Origin of the sequence: Sphingomonas kyeonggiensis (genome assembly GCF_030812785.1) — a bacterium.
Lineage (GTDB): Bacteria > Pseudomonadota > Alphaproteobacteria > Sphingomonadales > Sphingomonadaceae > Sphingomonas > Sphingomonas kyeonggiensis_B.
Genome location: NZ_JAUSTJ010000002.1, coordinates 1,234,130 through 1,251,029, shown reverse-complemented (window position 1 = coordinate 1,251,029; position 16,900 = coordinate 1,234,130). Strand labels below are relative to the sequence as shown.

Below are 16,900 nucleotides of genomic sequence, written 5' to 3'. Positions count from 1 at the left end.
CGCATCACAGCGAAGTGCTCCTGCGTAAGCAGGAGCCCAGGAGTCGCAGGTGACAACGCTCGTGGCCCTGGGCTCCTGCTTGCGCAGGAGCACATGCCCTACCCATTATGCGTCGCGCTCCAATCGCCACGCGCGCTCCAGGTCTCGCCGCTGCCGAACACAGTGCAGCCGCGCTCGCCCGCGACGACCTCGCCGATCACGAACACCTCTTCACCGGCAGCGTAGAGCTCATCCTTCACCGCATCCGCCACATCCGGCGATACCACCGCGACCATGCCGATGCCGCAGTTGAAGGTGCGCGCCATTTCCTCGGGCTCGATATTCCCCTGCGCCTGCAGGAACGCCATCAGCCGCGGCAGCGGCCAGCTACCGGCGTCGATCTTCGCATGGCACCCCTCGGGCAGCACGCGCGGGACATTCTCGAGCAGCCCGCCGCCGGTGATATGCGCCAGCCCGCGGATCACGCCCTTGCGAAGTTGCGGAAGCAGGCTTTGCACATAGATGCGGGTCGGCGCCATCAGCGCGTCGAGCAGGATCACGTCCTGGTCGAACAGGGCAGGGCGGTCCATCTTCCAGCCCTTGTCGGCGGCAAGGCGGCGGACCAGCGAGAAGCCGTTCGAGTGCACACCGGTCGAGCCCAGGCCGAGCAGCACGTCGCCCGGACGGATCTTGCTGCCGTCGAGCAGTTGGTCGCGCTCGACCGCGCCTACGCAGAAGCCGGCCAGGTCGTAATCATTCTCGGCATACATGCCCGGCATCTCGGCGGTCTCGCCGCCGATCAGCGCGCAGCCGGCCTGGCGGCAGCCCTCCGCGATGCTGGCGATCACCCGCTCGGCCGTCTCGGGCACCAGCTTGCCGCTGGCATAATAGTCGAGGAAGAAGAGCGGCTCGGCGCCCTGGACGATCAGGTCGTTGGCGCACATCGCGACCAGGTCGACGCCGACGCCGTCATGCGCATTGTAATCGATCGCGAGCTTGAGCTTGGTGCCCACGCCGTCATTCGCCGCGACGAGCAGCGGATCGGTGAATCCGGCCGCCTTCAGGTCGAACACGCCGCCGAACCCGCCGAGATCGGCATCGGCACCGGCGCGGCGCGTGGACTTGGCGAGCGGGCCGATCGCCCGGACCAGCGCGTTGCCGGCCGCGATCGAGACACCCGCCTGGGCATAGGTATAGTTCTTCTGGTCGCTCATGGCGCGCGCTTAGCGCCATCTTGTCGCGCCGTCATCCCCGCTGGCCGGGAAAAGGGCGCGGCCGATATCTAACCGGCCGCGCCCGATGCACGCTTACTTCTTCGGGAGCACCGGCGCCGCGAAGGCACCGTCGCTGCCATTGCCGTCGAGGCGGTTGTCGCCATAGCTGCGGATCGCCGCACCCGTGCCGCTCTCCAGGCCGGCCTGGTTGCCGGTGATCGTGGTGTCGCCGACGCGGACCAGCGCCGTCGCGCCGCCGGCGAGGATGCCGCGGCTGGTGTTGTAGGCGAGGACCGAGCCGTGGACCATCACGGTGGCGCTCGCCGCGCCGGCCGGGGTGTTGACCAGCAGGCCCCAGGTGCTGCGGGTCAGCTGGCTGTTCTCGATCGAGACGACATTGCCCGCGGTCGTGGTGTTGCCGCCGGTGTCGATGCGGAAGCCCGCGCCCGAGTTGTTGTCGAGCCGCACGGCGTTCAGCGCGACGCGGGCGCTGCCCGTGCCGGTCGGCTGGACCAGCACGCCGCCGCCGGTGCCGCCGGTGCCGTTGTCGGTGATCACGGTGTTCGAGATGTAGAGCGCCGCATCGCCGCTCGGCTGGAAGTACACGCCCTGGCCGTTGGTGCCGTTGAAGCGGCGGATCTGCGATTCCTCGATGTGCAGCGCACCGCCGGCAAGGAAGCGCACGCCATAGGTCGCCCCGCTGACGCCATAGATGTCGAGGCCGCGCAGCACCACCACGTCGGTCGCCCCGGCGTTGACGATGATGCCGGCGCTGGCTCCGGCCAGCACGCCGCCTTCGGTGAACTGACAGGCGAGCGTGATCGCCTTGGTGATCGTCACCGCGCCGTAGCCGGCCGGGTCGAGGCAGTTGATCTCGCCGCCCGCAGCCGTCTTGGAAATCGCCCCCGCGAAGGTCTTGCACGGCGCCGTCCGGCTGCAAGGATTGGCGTCGTCACCGACACCCGAAACCCAAGTCCTCGTCGCCTGCGCCTGTGCAGGTGCAGCATAGAGCAGGCCGCAGCCCAAAAAAGATGCGAACATCAACGCAATGCGCTTGTTTGCTTTAACCATGATGAATTTCCCCGTTTGCGGATCGACGTTACGATCGAGGAGTCGCTTACCATGATTAATTTTGAACGTCATGGGGTTAGGGGGCGAACTACCCTTGTGGAATCTCCTAATTTACGAATATCCGAAGGCCTTTAGGCCGCCCGACAGGCGGAAATTACATCAGCGCTTGGATTTCCCCGTCCGCTTCGCCAAAAGGGCCGCTGCATGACCCTTGCCCGCAAATCCCTCACCATCGGCATCGCTTCCGCGCTCGCGCTTGCGGGGCTCGGCGCCGTGCTCGCCGAGGGGGAGAAGGCAGCGGGCGGCAGCGCCGTGCCGATCGACGCCTCGGGCAGCTTCGAAGTCGCCGGCGTCGATGTCGACGTGAAGGGCAAGGATGCCGATGCTGCGCGCTATGGCGGCTGGCGGCTCGCCCAGCGCAAGGGCTGGGAGATGCTGTCGCGCAAGCTGACCGGCAAGCCCTCGTCCATGTCCGATTCGGCGCTCGACTCGCTGGTCACCGGCATCGTCGTCGAGAAGGAGCAGATCGGCCCGACGCGCTACATCGCGCGGCTCAGCGTGCTGTTCGATCGCAACAAGGCCGGCAGCATCCTCGGCGTCTCGGTCGCGGTGAACCAGTCGCCGCCGATGCTGATCGTGCCGCTCGAATATTCGGGCGGCGCGGGCGTCGTCTTCGAGCGCGAGACCGCCTGGGCCAAGGCCTGGAACCGTTTCAAGAGCGGCGGCAGCACCGTCGACTATGTCCGGGTGCAGGGCAACGGCCCCGATTCGATGCTGCTCAACGCGGGCCAGGTGCTGCGCCGCGGCCGCAACTGGTGGCGCTCGGTGCTCGACCAATATGGCGCGTCCGACGTTCTGATTGCCGAGGTCCAGCTGCGCCGCGAATATCCCGGCGGCCCGATCGTTGGCATCTTCTCCGCCACGCACGGCCCGGACCGCCAGAAGATCGCCGACTTCGCCCTGCGCGTCGACAATGGCGATTCGCTCGATGCGCTGATGGACGCCGGCGTCCAGCGGATCGACAAGGCCTTCCAGCAGGCGCTCGCGCTCGGCCAGCTCCACACCGATCGCCTGCTCGGCATCCGCCCGCCCTCGGCCAAGGCGGAGGAAGAGAAGCCCACCGACGAGGCGACCGAGGAAGCCACGCCCACGCCCGATGCGAGCGCGGCGGCGACCGGCACCCAGCTCAACGTTCAGTTCGACACACCCAATGTCGGCTCGGTCAATTCGGGCGAGGCCGCGCTGCGCGGCATTCCGGGCGTGCGCTCGGCGGTCACCTCCAGTCTGGCGCTCGGCGGCATCTCGGTGATGCGCGTCGCCTATGACGGCCAGATCGCCTCGCTGCGTGCCCAGCTCGAGGCGCGCGGCTGGAGCGTGCAGGAAGGGGCGGGCGTCCTCCGCATCCGCCGCGCGGGCGGTGGCGGTAATGGTGGCGGCGGTGGCCAGCAACCGATCCCGGCGCCCACGGGCAGCACCACGCCAGCCCCGAACGGCAGATGACGCAACTGCGCTTGCCGCTGGGACTGCCCGAAGCACGCGAGACGGAATTCCTGGTCAGCGACTCCAACGCCCGCGCCGTCCACCAGCTCGAACATTGGGGCACCTGGCCCGTCATGTCGGCCCTGCTCACCGGCCCGCGCAAGTCGGGGCGCAGCCTGCTCGCCCGCATCTTCGCGGCGAAGACCGGCGCGCGCATCTTCGACGATGCCGATCTCGGCAAGGAGGCGGAGGTCTTCCATGCCTGGAACCAGGCCCAGGCCGATCACCGCCCGCTGCTGATCGTCGCCCAGGCCGCTCCGCCGGCCTGGAACGTCAAGCTGCCCGATCTCAAGTCGCGCCTCGCCGCCTCGCCACTGCTCGAGATCGGCCCGCCCGACGACCAGCTCATCCCCCAGTTGCTCGAACGCGCCTTCGAGCGCCATCTGCTCCATGCCAAGCCCGAAGTGATCGCCTGGATCGCCAGGCGGATCGAGCGCAGCCATATCGCGATCCTGCGCGTTGCCGATGCATTGGAGCTGGAGGAGGGTAAGCGCTTGTCGATCCCCGCGGTGCGCGCCACATTGGCCGCGGCTGGTCTCATAACCGAAACGGACGGCGACTAACGGCGATGACCAAGGCAGCGAAAGCACGCGCCGTTGAAGGGACCTCGATGACCGAATCGCCGGATAATTCCGCACGTTACTTCAATCGCGAGCTGAGCTGGCTCGCCTTCAACCGGCGGGTGATGGAAGAGGCGTGCAACCCCGCCCATCCACTGCTCGAGCGGCTGCGCTTCCTGTCGATCTCGGGCTCGAACTTCGACGAATTCTTCATGGTCCGCGTCGCCGGCCTGATGGGCCAGCAGCTCCAGAAGGTCGAGGCACGCTCGGCCGACGGGCTCACGCCGGGCCAGCAGCTCGCCGCCATCTCCGCCGAGGCGGAGGTGCTGGCCGACAATCAGCAGAGCGTGTGGACCGATATCCGCGCCGACCTCGCCGAGACCGGCATCCATGTCCTCGACGCCAATGCGATCGAAGGCGAGACCGAGGCCTGGCTGGAGACCCATTTCCGCGAGCAGATCTTCCCGATCCTCACCCCCCAGGCGCTCGACCCCGCGCACCCGTTCCCGTTCATCCCCAATCAGGGATCGAGCGTGATCTTCGACCTGGTCCGCAAGTCGGACCGCGAGCCGGTGCGCGAGCTCGTCCTGCTGCCCACCGCGATCAAGCGGTTCGTCCGCCTGCCGGGCAATCCCGCGCGCTATGTCGCGGTCGAGGCGGTGCTCAAGCATTTCTCGCATCTGCTCTTCCCCGGCTACACCTCGCTCGGCGCGGCGGCGTTCCGCGTGCTGCGCGACAGCGACATCGAGATCGAGGAAGAGGCCGAGGACCTGGTCATGACCTTCCGCTCGGCGATCAAGCGCCGCCGCCGCGGCCGGGTCATCCGTCTCGAGATGGAGGATAGCATCTCCCCCGAGCTGGAGGCGGTGCTCAAGGAGGAGCTGGGCGGCAGCGAGGCGCTGCTCACCGAGACCGGCGGCTTCCTCGGCATCGGCGACCTGGCCTTCCTGGTCGACGAGGACCGGCCCGATCTCAAGTTCACGCCTTATTCGGCGCGCTTCCCCGAGCGGATCCGCGAATATGGCGGCGACTGTTTCGCGGCGATCAAGGCCAAGGACATCGTCGTCCACCACCCGTACGAGACGTTCGACGTCGTCATCTCCTTCCTGCAGCAGGCGGCGGCCGATCCCGACGTGGTGGCGATCAAGCAGACGCTCTACCGCGCCGGCAAGCAGCCCGCCGTGATCAACGCGCTGATCGCCGCGGCAGAGGCCGGCAAGTCGGTCACCGCGGTGGTCGAATTGAAGGCGCGCTTCGACGAGGAGCAGAACCTCTATTGGGCGACCGCGCTCGAGCGGGCCGGCGTCCAGGTCGTCTATGGCTTCATCGACTGGAAGACCCATGCCAAGGTCTCGATGGTCGTGCGGCGCGAGGGCAATGGCTATCGCACCTATTGCCACTTCGGCACCGGCAACTACCATCCGATCACCGCGCGCATCTACACCGACATCAGCTTCTTCACCGCCGATCCGCGGGTGGGCCGCGATGCCGCGCAGATCTTCAACTATGTCACCGGCTATGTGGAGCCGCACGGGCTGGAGTTGATCGGCATCTCTCCGCGCGACCTGCGCAACCGCCTGGTGGGGCTGATCGACGACGAGATCGCCCATGCCCGCGCCGGCCGCCCCGGCCAGCTCTGGGCCAAGATGAACTCGCTGGTCGATCCCGCAGTGGTCGAAAAGCTCTACGAAGCGAGCAACGCCGGTGTGGAGATCGAATTGGTCATCCGCGGCATCTGCTGCCTCCGCCCCGGCGTCCCCGGCATGAGCGAGAACATCAAGGTCAAGTCGATCGTCGGCCGCTTCCTCGAGCACAGCCGCATCTGGGCCTTCGGCAACGGCAAGGCGCTGCCGAACGACGGCGCCAAGGTCTACATCTCCTCGGCCGACTGGATGCAGCGCAACTTCGATCGCCGCGTCGAGTTCATGCTGCCGATCCTCAACAAGACGGTGCACGATCAGGTGCTCGACCAGGTGATGGTGGCCAATCTGCTCGACAACGAGCAGAGTTGGCTGCTCCAGAGCGACGGCCACTATATCCGCACCGAGCCGGGCGAGGACGGCGCCTTCAACCTGCACCGCTATTTCATGACCAACCCGTCACTCTCGGGCCGCGGCGCCGCGCTCGAATCGCGCAAGCCGGTGCCCAAGCTCCAGCTCAAGCGGCGGCGCAGTCCGGCAAAGGCCAAGGCGAAGGAATGACCACATTGCCCTTCCGCAAGGCGCGCGCGAAGCCTGCCGGGATTGAGGGTCGCACCGCGATCATCGACATCGGCTCGAACTCGGTGCGCCTCGTGGTCTATCAGGGCTCGGCCCGCCTGCCGGCGACCCTGTTCAACGAGAAGGTGATGGCCGGCCTGGGCCGCGGCCTGGCCGAGACCGGCGCGATCGATCCCGCCAGCCTCGCCGCCGCAAGGGGAGCGCTGGCGCGCTTCGCCACGCTCGCCCGCGAGATGCAGGTCGGCGAGCTGCGCACCGTCGCGACGGCGGCGGTCCGCGACGCCTCCAACGGCCGCGAGCTGATCGAGGCGGCCCGCGCGCTCGGCCTCGAGGTCGAGACGCTGTCGGGCGAGGAAGAGGCGATGGCCTCGGGCCTGGGCGTGCTCTCGGGCATTCCGGAGGCGGACGGCATCGTCGGCGATCTCGGCGGCGGCTCGCTGGAGCTGGTCCGCGTCGTCGCCGGCACGGTGACCGACCGCGTGTCCTTCCCGCTCGGCGTGCTGCGCCTCGGCGCGATCCGCGCGGAGGGCAAGACCGCGCTCGATCGCCGGGTGGCAAAGCTGCTCGGGGAGGCCGGCTGGAAGGGGCGGGGGAAGGGTCTGCCCTTCTATCTGGTCGGCGGGTCGTGGCGCAGCCTTGCCCGGCTCGACATGCACCTGAAGCATTATCCGCTGCCGATCGCCCACCAATATCCGATGGCGGTGCCGCGCATCGCCGAGCTGGCCAGCTCGATCGCGGCGATGCCCAAGGCCGATCTCAAGGCGATCCCCAACCTGTCCAGCGCCCGTGCCAACACGCTGGAGGACGCCGCGCTGCTGCTCGGCCATGTCCTCAAGCAGCTCGGCAGCAGCGGCACGATCGTCTCCGCCTATGGCCTGCGCGAAGGGCTGCTCTACCAGCGCCTCTCGCCCGAGCTGCGCCAGCAGGACCCGCTGATCGCCGCCACCCGCGACGAGGGCGAGCGGCTCGGCCGCTTCCCCGAGCATGGCGACCTGCTCGACAAGTGGATCGCGCCGCTCTTCGCCGGCGAGCCGCACGAACTGGGTCGGCTGCGCCATGCTGCCTGTCAGCTGGTCGATGTCGGCTGGCACGCAAATCCGGAGTTCCGCGCCGAACGCGGCCTAGACGCGGCGCTGCACGGCAATTGGGTGGCGATCGACTCGATGGGCCGCGCCGCACTCGGCCAGGCGCTCTACACTGCGCTCGGTGGCGGGATCGACACGCCGGCGCCACTGCCCCAGCTCGCCGACGATGACACGCTGTGGCGCGCCAAGCTCTGGGGCCTCGCCATTCGCCTCGGCCAGCGCCTGTCGGGCGGCGTCGCCGCGCCGATCCGCCGCTCAGAGCTCCACATGGACGAGGAGACCCTCGCGCTCTGCCTCCACCCCGAGGACGAACCGCTCTACGGCGAAGCAGTGGAGAAGCGCCACAAGGCGCTCGCCGCGGCATTCGGCAGGGCGCCGGTGCTGGAGGTCTGACCTCTTTCGTCACCCCCGCGAAAGCGGGGGCCCATCTCCCGGACATGCCGCACATGCACCGGATGTATTGGCCGATAGGGTAGGAGATGGGTCCCCGTTTTCGCGGGGATGACGGCTAGAGGCGCTCGCTCAAACCCCTAAACACACCGCAGCCCGTTGATCCGCCCACGGTCGTTGAGGTCCACCGTCAGCCGGTCGCGCCGGAAGTCCATCGTCATCGCCTCGCCTGGGCGCACCACCCGCACGCTCGACGCCCCGCTACGCGCCCGCAGCCGCGACTGGAGCCCCGGCGACATCGGCGCGCCGATGAAGCGCTGCACGGCATTGGCATTGCACAGCCGCGGTCCGGGCATCGGGTGGGGCCTGCCGTCATTCATGCAGCCGGCAACCAGCAGGGCGGTCGCGATCATTCCGATGGCGCGCATAACTCTCTCCTCGCTCGCCCCCCGGCGGCGTGGTCTATACCCCGGATGCGTAACGAAGGGGAGGGAGGCCTATGCCTATCCGCCGCTTAACCGCAGCGCGCGGAGCCGATCCTGCCGTCGGTGCCCAGGTGCAGGTTGAGCCGGTCCGCCCGGAAATCCTGCGTCACCATCATGCCGGCCTCGATCCAGCGGACGCTGTTGGCGCCCGAGAGCTTCCGCGCCTCGGCCTCGACCTCGGGGCTGCGCGCCTTGCCGACCAGCCCGCCCAGCTTGGTGGCGTTGCACTCCACGCCCGGGATCGCCTGGGGCGACGTCTTCGCCGCGCAGGCACCGGTCAGCGTCAGGGCAAGGGCAGGCAGGACAGCGCGGATCATTCGGCGGGTTCCTCGGTACGGGTCATCTTGAGCTTACCATTCTTCACGGTGAACCCCAGCTGACCCTCGACCAGGTTGAGCGCGTCGCGACCGAACTGCTCGTAGCGCCAGCCCTCCAGGATCGCGAGCCCGTCGCGCACGCCTGCCGCCAGCGACTCGAGATCGTCCGAGCGCGCGAGCAGGCGCGGCGCCACGTTGATCTCCTTGGCGCGGATCTTGAGCAGCAGCTTGAGCAGGTCAGCCACCAGCGCCCCGTCCTTGCCGAGCGAGGGCTTGCGGTCGTCGCGCGGCGGCATCTCGGCGGTCGACATCGGCTCTGCGCCTTCCAGCGCCGCCATCAGCCGTCCGCCAATGTCGTTGCCGGCCCAGGCGGCGGAGAGCCCGCGCACCTTGCCCAGGTCGCTCTGCTTGCGCGGCGGGTTGCCGGCGAGGTCGGCCAGCGTCTCGTCCTTGACGATGCGGCCGCGCGGCAGGTCCTTGCCCTGCGCCTCGAGCTCGCGCCAGCGGGCAAGCGCCTTCAGGCGGCCGAGCACCTCGGGCTTGCGGCTCGACACGCGCACGCGCTGCCATGCCTCGTCCGGGTCGTTATGGTAGTTCTCGGGATCGGCGAGCCGCTCCATCTCCTGGTCCAGCCAGGCGCCACGGCCGGTTTTCTTCAACTTCTCCAGCATCTTGGGGAAGATCTTGGAGAGGTGGGTCACGTCGGCGATCGCATAGTCGATCTGACGCTTGTCGAGCGGGCGGCGGCTCCAGTCGGTGAAGCGGGCTCCCTTATCGATGGTGAAGCCCAGATAGGTGTCGACCAGGTTCGAATAGCCGATCTGCTCGCCCAGCCCGAGCGCCATCGCGGCGACCTGGGTGTCGAACAGCGGGTGCGGCGTCTTGCCGGTGAGGTTGTAGACGATCTCGATGTCCTGCCCGCCGGCATGGAAGACCTTCAGCACGTCCTCGTTCTTCGTCATCAGGTCGAGCAGGGGCGTAAGGTCGAGTCCCGATGCCATCGGATCGATCGCCGCAGCCTCTTCGTCGTCGGCGATCTGGATCAGGCAGAGTTCCGGCCAATAGCTGTTTTCGCGCATGAACTCGGTGTCCACGCAGACGTACGGCTTGTTGGCGAGGCGGGCGCAGAGGTTGGCGAGAGTCGCGCTGTCTTCAATCAGACCATGGATATGCATCCAAGGCCCATAGACCGGTCTTCGGGTTGACAAAAGAGGGTGGGAGGGGAAAGCGCACGTCACGTCATTTCCGCCCAAGTCCCCCTTCCGCTTGCGGGAGGGGCTAGGGGAGGGGCTGTAAGGCATCGCGCGAGGTTCGCGCAGACCGTACAAGCCCTCCCCCGACCCCTCCCGCAAGCGGGAGGGGAGAGGAGGGCAAAGCCAGAGAAGAGAGTCATGCACGCCTATCGCACGCACACCTGCGCCCAGCTCCGCGCCGAACATGTCGGCCAGGAAGTCCGCCTCTCGGGCTGGGTCCACCGCAAGCGCGACCATGGCGACCTGGTCTTCATCGACCTGCGCGACCATTACGGCATCACCCAGATCGTCACCGAAGTCGATGGCCCGGCCTTCCAGGTGATCGAGTCGCTGCGCAGCGAATCGGTCGTGACGATGACCGGCAAGGTCGTCGCCCGCTCGGCCGAGGCGGTGAACCCGAACCTCCCCACCGGCGAAGTCGAGATTCGCGTCACCGACGCGAAGATCCAGAGCCAGGCGCAGGAACTGCCGCTGCCGGTGTTCGGCGATGCCGAATATCCCGAGGAAATCCGCCTGCGGAACCGCTTCCTCGATCTGCGCCGCGAGAAGGTCCACAAGAACATCATGCTGCGCTCGAGCGTCATCGCCTCGCTGCGCAGGCGTATGATCGACCAGGGCTTCACCGAGTTCCAGACGCCGATCCTCACCGCGTCCTCGCCCGAAGGCGCCCGCGACTATCTCGTCCCGTCGCGCGTCCACCCGGGCAAGTTCTACGCGCTCCCCCAGGCGCCGCAGATGTTCAAGCAGCTGCTGATGGTCGCCGGCTTCGACAAATATTTCCAGATCGCCCCCTGCTTCCGCGACGAGGACGCGCGCGCCGATCGTTCGCCGGGCGAGTTCTACCAGCTCGACTTCGAGATGAGCTACGTCACCCAGGACGATGTGTTCGCCGCGATCGAGCCGGTGCTGCACGGCGTGTTCGAGGAATTCGCCGATTGGGAAGGCATGGGCCGCAGCGTCTCCGCGCTCCCGTTCAAGCGCATCCCATACCGCGAATCGATGCTGAAGTACGGCAACGACAAGCCCGACCTGCGCAACCCGCTGCTGATCACCGACGTGTCGGACTTCTTCAAGGGCTCGGGCTTCGGCCGCTTCGCCTCGATCGTCGAGGGCGGCGATGTCGTCCGCGCGGTCCCGGCACCGAACACGCATGAGAAGAGCCGCAAGTTCTTCGACGACATGAACAGCTGGGCCCAGTCGGAAGGCTTCCCGGGCCTCGGCTATGCCACCCAGAAGGACGGCGTGTTCGGCGGCCCGATCGCCAACAACCATGGCCAGGAAGGCATGAAGGCGATTGCCGACGCGATGGGCCTCGGCCCGAACGACGGCATCTTCTTCGCCGCCGGCAAGGAAGCCCAGGCCGCCAAGCTCGCCGGCCTGGCCCGCACCCGCGCCGCCGAGCAGCTCGAACTGATCGACAAGAAGCGCTTCGAATTCTGCTGGATCGTCGACTTCCCGATGTTCGAATATGACGAGGACGCCAAGAAGGTCGACTTCAGCCACAACCCCTTCTCGATGCCGCAGGGCGAGCTGGAAGCGCTGGAGACCAAGGACCCGCTCGACATCCTGGCCTATCAGTACGACATCGTCTGCAACGGCATCGAGCTGTCGTCGGGCGCGATCCGGAACCACCGTCCGGAGATCATGTACAAGGCGTTCGAGATCGCCGGCTACACCCAGGCCGATGTCGACACCAACTTCGCGGGCATGATCAACGCCTTCAAGTTCGGCGCCCCGCCGCACGGCGGCTCGGCGCCGGGCGTCGACCGCATCGTCATGCTGCTCGCTGACGAGCCGAACATCCGCGAAGTCATCGTCTTCCCGATGACGCAGAAGGCCGAGGACCTGATGATGCAGGCTCCGTCCTATGTCAGCGAGAAGCAGCTCAAGGAACTCAACATCCGCCTCGCCCCCCAGGTCGCGGCGGACCTCGCCAAGAAGGGCACCGACGGCATCGTCGATCCCGCAGCGGGCTGACGCAACGCTTGGTCCACCTCCCTCGGTCAGCTAAGGCTGGCCCGGGAGGTGAGCCGGTGAAATACAAACAGCCCATGGAGCGTGCGCCAGAGGATATCCTCGAAGCGCTGCAACGTGACGACCTGTCGCCCTCCGATAGAATCGATCTGGTGCTGTCCGCCATTTACGGCGGTGATGGCTTGGAATTTGCCGGGGATGTCATGATTAAGGAGTTCTCGGAAGCCAGGTACGAAGAGAAGATATATCTCAAGAATCTCTTCGGCACGTTTCACCAGATGCGCCGGACGGCGTACAGGATTGACGAGAGCATCCGCTTGCTGAGTGAATTCAAGCAGGATCGCCCCCAGAATTCCCTCGACATCGACGACGCCATCAATGAGCTGGTCGAATACAAGGCGATATTCGCAAACTGCTGAATTCGATGCGGGGCCGGATCGGGCTGCGAAGCCGGTGGAAGGGAATTTGGCCCTCCCGGGCAACGCGACTGGTTGAAGTTATAAAACTTCAACGTACAGACATAAAACTACAACCAACATAAGCAATCCGGCCGCCAGAGCCGGGACGCAGGAGTAGAAATGTCTGACGCGAAGACCGCACGGGCCCGCGCCCAGGCGGAGGCGACCATTGGGCTCGCCGACCTGTTCACCATCGGCATCGGCCCGTCGAGCTCGCACACCGTCGGCCCGATGCGCGCCGGGGCGTCCTTCGCCGAAGCGGCGCTCGATCGCGGCACGCCGACCGCCGTCTCCTGCGAGCTGTTCGGCTCGCTGGCGCTGACCGGGCGCGGTCACGCCACCGATATCGCCACGATCCTCGGCCTGGCCGGCTATCGGCCCGAGAGCGTCGATCCCGATGCGGTGAACACCATCGTCGAGACGATCCGCGCCGAGCAGCAGCTCGCGCTCGGCGGCCATGTCACCGTGCCGTTCGTCGAGGGCCGCCACCTGATCTTCCGCGACGACCGTTTCCTGCCCGCCCACCCGAACGGCATGCGCTTCGTCGCCCATTATCCCGACGGCGAACCCTGGGAGACCTTCTATTATTCGATCGGCGGCGGCGCGATTGTCGAGGGCGGCTGCGAGCCGCCCCAGACCAACGTCAAGCTGCCTTTCGCCTTCACCTCCGGCGCCGAGCTGCTCGCGGTAGCGGCGGCGCAGGACGCCAGCATCGCCGACATCGTCCGCGCCAACGAAGCTGCCTGGCGCGACGATGCCGAGACCGACGCCTTTCTCGACAGCCTACGCGCCGCCATGTCAGCCTGTATCGACCGCGGCATGCGCGGGGAGGGGGAACTGCCCGGCGGCCTCAAGGTCAAGCGCCGCGCCCGCGACCTCCACCAGCGCCTGCTCGCCCGCGGCCCGCGCAGCGATCCCTCGCTGGTCTTCGACTGGGTCAGCCTCTGGGCGCTCGCGGTGAACGAGGAGAACGCCGCCGGCGGCCGCGTCGTCACCGCGCCGACCAATGGCGCCGCGGGGGTGATCCCGGCGGTGCTGCGCTATTACGAGACCTTCTGCGCCAATCCGACGCCCGCCGGCTCGCGCACCTTCCTGCTCACCACCGCCGCGATCGGCTTCCTCTACAAGAAGCGCGCCTCGATCTCGGCCGCAGAGATGGGCTGCCAGGGCGAAGTCGGGGTCGCCTGCTCGATGGCGGCGGCGGGGCTGGCGGCGGCACTCGGCGCGACCAACGCCCAGATCGAGAATGCCGCCGAGATCGGCATGGAGCATAATCTCGGCCTCACCTGCGATCCGATCGGCGGCCTCGTCCAGATCCCCTGCATCGAGCGCAACACCATGGGCGCGATCAAGGCGATCAACGCCGCCTATCTCGCTATGCACGGCGACGGCAGCCACATCGTAAGCCTCGACGCGGTGATCGAGACGATGCGGCAAACGGGCGAGGACATGCGCTCGAAATACAAGGAAACCGCGCAGGGCGGGCTGGCAGTGAACGTGGTGGCCTGCTGAGGTCACGACACCACAACCGTCATCCCGGCGAAAGCCGAGATCTCAGGCGAAGGCGCGGACGGCAGGACAAGAGCCGCACGAGATCCCGGCTTTCGCCGGGATGACGTGAAGAGCAGATGACGGAAAGGAGGCCCTTGCCACCAGCCCCCGCGCAGGGGAATCTACCCCCATGCGCATCGCCGTCTTCAACACCAAGCCCTATGACCGCCGCTTCCTCACCGAAGCCAATGCAGCCTTCGGCCACGACCTCCATTTCCTCGAACCCCGCCTTGAGCCCGCAACTGCCGCGCTGGCGGCAGGCCATCCCGCGGTATGCGTCTTCGTCAACGACACGGTGAACGCCGAGGTGCTGGAGACACTCGCCGCCGGCGGCACCCGGATCGTCGCCCTGCGCTGCGCCGGCTTCAACAATGTCGACCTCGCCGCCGCCGCCCGGCTCGGAATCGACGTCGTCCGCGTGCCGGCCTATTCGCCCCACGCCGTCGCCGAGTTCACTATCGGCCTGCTGCTCGCCGTCGACCGCAGGATCCCGCGCGCCTGGGCCCGGGTCCGCGAGAACAATTTCGCGCTGGACGGACTGATCGGCCGCAACCTCCATGGCCGCACCGTCGGGGTGATCGGCACCGGCAAGATCGGCGCGCTCGTCGCCCGCAGCCTGCGCGCCGGCTTCGGCTGCGAGGTGCTGGCGAGCGACCTCTATCCCGATCCCGCGCTGGAGGCGCTCGGCGTCCGCTATGTCGAGCGCGGCGAACTGCTCCGCGCGGCGGAGATCGTCACCCTCCATTGCCCGCTCACGCCCGAAACCCGCCATCTGATCGACGCCGCGGCGATCGAGGCCGCCCGCCCGGGCCTGACCATCGTCAACACCAGCCGCGGCGCGCTGATCGACACTGCCGCGCTGATCGAGGGTCTCAAGTCCCGCAAGGTCGGCGCCGTCGCGCTCGACGTCTATGAGCAGGAAGCCGACCTGTTCTTCGAGGACCTGTCGAACGAGATCGTCTCGGACGACCTGTTCCAGCGCCTGCTCACCTTCCCGAACGTGCTGATCACCGGCCACCAGGCCTTCCTCACCGAGGAGGCGCTCGGCGCGATCGCGGCGACGACGCTGCGCAGCATCGCCGATGCCGAGATGGGCAAGCTGCTCGCCAACCGCGTCGATGCCGGCCGGATCGCCGCGTCGCGCTAGGCAGGTTGGCGGAGCCCCGCACCGGCTCTATCGTTCTGCCAGGCACGAAAGGACCGGGCATGACGATCGATCTGGCGGATTACGAGAAGGGCAAGACGTTCGACGGCAATTACGACAAGGCGCTGGCCAAGCTGCAGAAGCGCCTCAGCCACATCCAGTACGCCCATATCGTCCATCGCCGCCGCGCGATCGTGCTGTTCGAGGGCTGGGACGCGGCGGGGAAGGGTGGCATCATCCAGCGCCTCACCGCCGAATGGGACCCGCGCTATTTCGAGGTCTGGCCGATCGCCGCTCCCTCGCCCGAGGAGCTCGCGCATCACTTCCTCTGGCGCTTCTGGCAGCGCCTGCCCGCCCAGCACAATATCGCGGTGTTCGACCGCAGCTGGTATGGCCGCGTGCTGGTCGAGCGGGTCGAGGGCTTCGCCAGGGAGGCCGACTGGCGGCGCGGCTATGACGAGATCAACGATTTCGAGGCGCAGCACGTCACCAACGGCACCACGCTGGTCAAGGTCTTCGTCCACGTCACCCAGAAGACCCAGGACAAGCGGCTCAGGGACCGGCTCGAGCATCCCTGGAAGCGCTGGAAGACCGGGCTCGACGACTACCGCAACCGGGCGAAGCGCCCCGAATATCTCGACGCGATGCACGAGATGTTCGCGAAGACCAGCACCGAAAACGCCCCCTGGATCGTGATCGACGGCAACGACAAGAAGGCCGCGCGCATCGCCGCGCTCACCGCCATCGCCGACGCGCTGGAGAAGCAGGTGCCAATGGAGCCGCCCGCGCTCGATCCCGAGGTGGAGAAGGTCGCGCGGAAGGCGCTGGGGCTGTAGCCGCATTCTAGCCCTCTCCCGCTTTCGCGGGAGAGGGTTGGGTGAGGGCCTTCTTCTTCTGCCGGTTGATCCGGGCGGAAGAAGAAGGCCCTCACCGCTGCGACTAGGCAGCAAGCTGCCAAGTCTCGCGCCTCTCCCGCGAAAGCGGGAGAGGAAAGCGGCTCAAGCCGGCGCGAATTCCCCGTCCTCGCCCATCAGGTGCAGCACCCCGTCGGCGATCGCGAAATAGGCGCCGTGGAGCTTGAGGCTGCCCTCGGCCAGCCGCTTGCTGACGAAGGGGAAGCTGGTGAGGTTGGTCAGCGAGACGCGCACCGTCTCCAGCTCCAGAGCACGCACCGCCTCGGGGCCGGTGCCGTGCTGCGCCACGATCCGCTCGCGCGCCGGGTCGAGCATGTCGACCCAGTGCGCGATGAACCCGCCTTCGCCGTTCGGGGCGCCCTTGAAGCGCTGCGACAGCGCCGCGCCGACGCCGCCGCAGGCGCCATGCCCCAGCACCACGATCTCGGGCACCTCCAGCTGGTTCACCGCGAACTCCAGCGCGGCGGACACGCCGTGGCGGCTCGCATCGTCCTCGAACGGCGGCACCAAGTTGGCGACGTTGCGCACCACGAAGATCTCGCCCGGCACGGTATCGAAGATCTGCGCCGGATCGACTCGGCTGTCCGAGCAGGCGATCACCATCACCCGCGGACTCTGCCCCTCGCTCAGCCCCGACCAGCGGTCGCGGTGGCGGCGATACTCACTGGTCCGGAAGCGCTGATAGCCGTCGAGCAGGTCGGTGAAGTCGGTCATGACGCGTGCCCTAACGCCCGTCATCCAGACTGC

15 protein-coding genes are annotated in these 16,900 nt (G+C 67.5%); 9 read left to right on the top strand and 6 right to left on the bottom strand.

Features of this window, described 5'->3' with window-relative positions; translation table 11 throughout:
• Positions 1–98: 98 nt before the first annotated feature.
• Together purM and J2W22_RS15495 are read right to left on the bottom strand one after the other, a co-directional pair.
• Positions 99–1,193: a phosphoribosylformylglycinamidine cyclo-ligase gene (gene purM, locus J2W22_RS15500; RefSeq protein WP_307119135.1), complete on the bottom strand. Its 1,095-nt coding sequence runs from the start codon at positions 1,191–1,193 to the stop codon at positions 99–101.
• Positions 1,194–1,286: 93 nt separating this feature from the next.
• Positions 1,287–2,234, bottom strand: coding sequence for a hypothetical protein (locus J2W22_RS15495; RefSeq protein ID WP_307119134.1), 948 nt, complete (start codon positions 2,232–2,234; stop codon positions 1,287–1,289).
• A gap of 234 nt (positions 2,235–2,468) precedes the next feature.
• Between J2W22_RS15495 and J2W22_RS15490 the strand changes: the two genes are divergently transcribed.
• From J2W22_RS15490 to J2W22_RS15475, 4 genes are read left to right on the top strand one after another with little or no spacing between them, the layout of a single operon-like run.
• Positions 2,469–3,764, top strand: a complete 1,296-nt coding sequence (locus J2W22_RS15490; protein WP_307119133.1) for a heavy-metal-associated domain-containing protein — start codon at positions 2,469–2,471, stop codon at positions 3,762–3,764.
• Positions 3,761–4,366 (top strand): DnaA ATPase domain-containing protein, encoded by a 606-nt coding sequence (locus tag J2W22_RS15485; RefSeq protein WP_307119132.1) that lies wholly within the window; start codon positions 3,761–3,763, stop codon positions 4,364–4,366. Before J2W22_RS15490 ends, J2W22_RS15485 begins: the two co-directional genes overlap by 4 nt.
• Before the next feature lie 47 nt (positions 4,367–4,413).
• Entirely contained in the window at positions 4,414–6,564 is a 2,151-nt protein-coding gene (locus J2W22_RS15480) for an RNA degradosome polyphosphate kinase (protein WP_373422983.1), read from the top strand.
• Positions 6,561–8,060: a Ppx/GppA family phosphatase gene (locus J2W22_RS15475; RefSeq protein ID WP_307119130.1), complete on the top strand. Its 1,500-nt coding sequence runs from the start codon at positions 6,561–6,563 to the stop codon at positions 8,058–8,060. Before J2W22_RS15480 ends, J2W22_RS15475 begins: the two co-directional genes overlap by 4 nt.
• Positions 8,061–8,197: 137 nt before the next feature.
• Here the strand turns inward: J2W22_RS15475 and J2W22_RS15470 are convergent, their stop codons facing one another.
• The 3 genes from J2W22_RS15470 to rnd all read right to left on the bottom strand — a co-directional run bounded on the left by J2W22_RS15470 (position 8,198) and on the right by rnd (position 10,034).
• The gene (locus tag J2W22_RS15470; RefSeq protein ID WP_307119129.1) at positions 8,198–8,485 is read right to left on the bottom strand and encodes an I78 family peptidase inhibitor; all 288 of its coding nucleotides are present in this window, start codon (positions 8,483–8,485) and stop codon (positions 8,198–8,200) included.
• Positions 8,486–8,571: 86 nt separating this feature from the next.
• On the bottom strand, positions 8,572–8,859 hold the full coding sequence (locus tag J2W22_RS15465) for an I78 family peptidase inhibitor (RefSeq protein WP_307119128.1): 288 nt from the start codon (positions 8,857–8,859) through the stop codon (positions 8,572–8,574).
• Entirely contained in the window at positions 8,856–10,034 is a 1,179-nt protein-coding gene (rnd, locus tag J2W22_RS15460; protein WP_307119127.1) for a ribonuclease D, read from the bottom strand. Before rnd ends, J2W22_RS15465 begins: the two co-directional genes overlap by 4 nt.
• Positions 10,035–10,250: 216 nt before the next feature.
• Between rnd and aspS the strand changes: the two genes are divergently transcribed.
• The 5 genes from aspS (at position 10,251) to J2W22_RS15435 (ending at position 16,075) form a co-directional block, all read left to right on the top strand.
• Positions 10,251–12,089 (top strand): aspartate--tRNA ligase, encoded by a 1,839-nt coding sequence (aspS, locus tag J2W22_RS15455; RefSeq protein ID WP_307119126.1) that lies wholly within the window; start codon positions 10,251–10,253, stop codon positions 12,087–12,089.
• A 56-nt stretch (positions 12,090–12,145) separates the two neighbouring features.
• Positions 12,146–12,505, top strand: a complete 360-nt coding sequence (locus tag J2W22_RS15450) for a hypothetical protein (protein ID WP_307119125.1) — start codon at positions 12,146–12,148, stop codon at positions 12,503–12,505.
• Positions 12,506–12,664: 159 nt separating this feature from the next.
• Complete coding sequence (locus J2W22_RS15445; RefSeq protein ID WP_307119124.1) at positions 12,665–14,056, top strand: L-serine ammonia-lyase; 1,392 nt, start codon at positions 12,665–12,667, stop codon at positions 14,054–14,056.
• Between the two features lie 169 nt (positions 14,057–14,225).
• Entirely contained in the window at positions 14,226–15,242 is a 1,017-nt protein-coding gene (locus J2W22_RS15440) for a 2-hydroxyacid dehydrogenase (RefSeq protein WP_307119123.1), read from the top strand.
• A 59-nt stretch (positions 15,243–15,301) separates the two neighbouring features.
• Positions 15,302–16,075, top strand: a complete 774-nt coding sequence (locus J2W22_RS15435) for a polyphosphate kinase 2 family protein (protein WP_307119122.1) — start codon at positions 15,302–15,304, stop codon at positions 16,073–16,075.
• 162 nt (positions 16,076–16,237) lie between these two features.
• Here the strand turns inward: J2W22_RS15435 and J2W22_RS15430 are convergent, their stop codons facing one another.
• The gene (locus J2W22_RS15430; RefSeq protein WP_307119121.1) at positions 16,238–16,867 is read right to left on the bottom strand and encodes a carbonic anhydrase; all 630 of its coding nucleotides are present in this window, start codon (positions 16,865–16,867) and stop codon (positions 16,238–16,240) included.
• Positions 16,868–16,900 lie beyond the last annotated feature (33 nt).